This window comes from Streptomyces sp. NPDC006529 (assembly GCF_040611795.1).
In the GTDB taxonomy this organism is placed as follows: domain Bacteria; phylum Actinomycetota; class Actinomycetes; order Streptomycetales; family Streptomycetaceae; genus Streptomyces.
On the sequence record NZ_JBEXPB010000124.1, the window covers coordinates 1 to 1708 of the forward strand.

The 1708-nt window shown below is 69.3% G+C and carries 1 protein-coding gene; it reads right to left on the minus strand.

Annotated elements, in window-relative coordinates:
* Positions 1–179 precede the first annotated feature (179 nt).
* The coding region (gene argS, locus ABZY31_RS31200) for an arginine--tRNA ligase (RefSeq protein WP_356417054.1) at positions 180–1708 on the minus strand (1529 nt) is incomplete at its 5' end.

A 1708-nucleotide genomic window follows, 5' to 3' on the forward strand; every position in this document is an offset into this window, starting at 1 on the left:
GTGGCCGCAGGCCATCGCGAAGCGACGCGACGAAGGAGCGCTCTTGACGGGACGCCCCGGCACGGGAAGACAGTTGAACTGACGGGCAGCCCCCGGAACCACCCCGACCCCGGAGGCTCGAAGCCCGAGCCCCTCGCGGCGAAGCCGCGCCTTACGGCGCAGCCGCGCCCCGCGGGAGATCAGAGCTTCTCGGGCGTCCTGATGCCCAGGAGTGACATGCCCTTGGAGAGGGTGCGGGCGGTGAGGTCGGCCAGGAAGAGGCGGTTCTCGCCTACGGCGAGTTCCGGCTCCGGCTTGATGACCGGGCACTGGTCGTAGAACGTGGTGAAGAGCGAGGACAGCTGGTAGAGGTACGCCGCCAGCTTGTGCGGTGCGTACTCCTTCGCCGCCTCCTCGATCAGTTCGCCGAACGTGTCCAGGTGCAGGCCCAGCGCGCGCTCGGCCGGGGCCAGCTCCAGCTCCGGGTGCGCGAGGGGGCTGCGGTCGCCCGCCTTGCGCAGGATGGAGCGGATGCGGGCGTACGCGTACTGGAGGTAGACCGAGGTGTCGCCGTTCAGCGAGACCATCTGGTCCAGGTCGAACTTGTAGTCGCGCGCGGCGGAGGTGGAGAGGTCCGCGTACTTCACCGCGCCGATGCCGACGTGCTGACCGTTCTCTACGATCTCGGCCTCGGTCAGGCCGACCTTCTCGGCCTTCTCGCGCACCACCGCCGTAGCCCGCTCAACGGCCTCGTCCAGGAGGTCCACCAGCCGGACCGTCTCGCCCTCGCGGGTCTTGAACGGCTTGCCGTCCTTGCCGAGGACGGTGCCGAAGGCGAGCTGGACGGCCTTGGTGTCCTCGTTCAGCCAGCCCGCGCGGCGGGCCGTCTCGAAGACCATCTTGAAGTGCAGGGACTGGCGGGCGTCCACGACGTACAGGAGGGTCGAGGCCTTGAGGTTGCCGACGCGGTCGCGGATCGCGGACAGGTCGGTCGCGGCGTAGCCGAAGCCGCCGTCGGTCTTCTGGACGATCAGCGGGGTCGGGTTGCCGTCCGGGCCCTTGACGTCCTCGAAGAACACGCACAGCGCGCCGTTGGAGCGGACGGCGACGCCCGACTCCTCCAGCAGGCGGCAGGTCTCCACCAGCATGTCGTTGTAGCCCGACTCGCCGACGACGTCGGCGTCGCGGATGTCCATGTCCAGCTTGTTGAAGACGGAGTAGAAGTAGATCTTCGACTCGTCGACGAAGCGCTGCCACAGCGCGAGGGTCTGCTCCTCGCCCGCCTGGAGGTCGACGACCCGGGCGCGGGCGCGGGTCTTGAACTCCTCGTCGGAGTCGAAGAGCGCGCGCGAGGCCTTGTAGAGGCGGTTGAGGTTCGACATCGCCTCTTCGCCCGAGACCTCCTCGCGCGGGCCGTGGTCCAGCTCGTGCGGGTGCTCGATCAGGTACTGGATGAGCATGCCGAACTGGGTGCCCCAGTCGCCGATGTGGTGGCGCCGCACCACGCTCTCGCCGGTGAACTCCAGGATCTCGACCATCGCGGCGCCGATCACGGCGGAGCGCAGGTGGCCGACGTGCATCTCCTTGGCCACGTTCGGCTGCGCGTAGTCGATGACCGTGGTGCCCGCGGTCGGCGAGAGCGGCACGCCGAGGCGCGCGTCGGCGGCGCGGGCCGCCAGGGTCTCGACGATCGCCCGGTCGGTGACCGTGATGTTGAGGAAGCCGGGTC